At 42.6% G+C, this 1,409-nt stretch carries 1 protein-coding gene; it reads right to left on the bottom strand.

What is annotated here, in order from left to right; translation table 11 throughout:
* Positions 1-204: 204 nt before the first annotated feature.
* Complete coding sequence (locus tag VZ95_RS24690; RefSeq protein WP_156995482.1) at positions 205-942, bottom strand: hypothetical protein; 738 nt, start codon at positions 940-942, stop codon at positions 205-207.
* Positions 943-1,409 lie beyond the last annotated feature (467 nt).

The raw sequence follows: 1,409 nt of genomic DNA, 5'->3' as shown, positions 1-1,409 counted from the left end.
GTGGCGGGGGAACGCGAGACCAGTTAAAAAAGGAGGGAATTTCTCTGCTGAATGGGCATTTTGATAGCCCACTGATTGCCGAACTTGGGCTTCCGGCGTGCGGAGCCAGCGAGTTTATTTCGGTTAGAACATCTTCTGCATTGGGTTCAGCTTGATATTACTCACATATTTCCAAGATTGAACCCAGATCTTTACAGCTCTAAATTATGGTAAGAACATTTTCCAGGTATAATTGTTGGGAATCTTGGTGATGCGCCAAGGGGATGTTTCAATAAAAAAATCGTTCTGTATACAAAGTGCCGCAATATCCTTTAAAGAAAATTTCTCATCCGCAGAACGGATTTCACGAAAAAACTCACTTCTGTTTATATGCCCAAAACTATCCATAATTATTTTAAGGTTTACCGTGGAGTTGGGGAGTTTCCGCCCCAACAAGTCAATTATAGAGCCCCCATCTTCATAAAGCAGTGCGTACCCCCATCCCTCAGAGAAAGCCTTTCGGCGACCAACAATTGCCTTGCGAAAAGTGTTCACGTAGCAAAAATGCTTGAGGCCTTTAAATTCAATCAATACAGCTCTACCGTCGATAAGGCCAACCATCATATCAGGGAAGTATGAAGCCTCACGCCCAAGGTAGGTATATGGTATTTCTATTGGTTGCTCCTGATACCATGCAACATGACGACTGGTATCGAAGGCTTCGATATAACCTCGCTCCAATGACGACTCAAAATGAACGAGACCATAGCCAGCTCTGGAACTTAAATGTCTCCCTCCTTTACCAAATTTCTGGCCCGTGGAGGTTGCTCGGGCACGATGACGTCTGGGTGCCTTGACATTAAAGTTTACCGGATCAGGAAATGAGGCTCTAGCGGTGATCCTCAAAACCATTTCCTCATTTGAACGAATTGGCACACCAGGATTGGCCTCAATCAACTGCAAGCGCGTCCGCTCAATAGATCGCTGAATTTTGTTAAGTCTGGGGCCGACTATCAGACCAGATATGAATGATGCGACTTTAGAAACATGCTTTGGTTTTAAGTCTCTTGCTACCCAAAGGTATATAGAATCGAGGTCATCCTGATCTAAGCCTCTAGACCATTGATTGAAAAACCATGTTGCGGCATCAGTCTTCGGCCATCGAATTTTGCACCTCAATAACCTTAAGCTGCTTTTAAATGCACTCATAACCTTTTTGGTGAGACGCCATGACGCTCTGCTATAGCTTTATAAGTGGTGTCTTTGGATTCCAAGCCAAAACCTAAAACTTCCTGAATGTAAACCCGAGACTCTTTGTCATCAAATTTCATCTAATAATGAAAATTATATTTTGTTTTAATATGGTAAAATCAATTTTCTTTTWWTCAGACATCATTTTGTCGATTAAAGGTGTTGGGGTGGCTATATTT

Source organism: Elstera litoralis (genome assembly GCF_000963705.1).
Taxonomy (GTDB): Bacteria; Pseudomonadota; Alphaproteobacteria; order Elsterales; family Elsteraceae; genus Elstera; species Elstera litoralis.
Note: the sequence above shows the minus strand (reverse complement) of the source record. Positions and strands in the feature narration are given on the sequence as shown.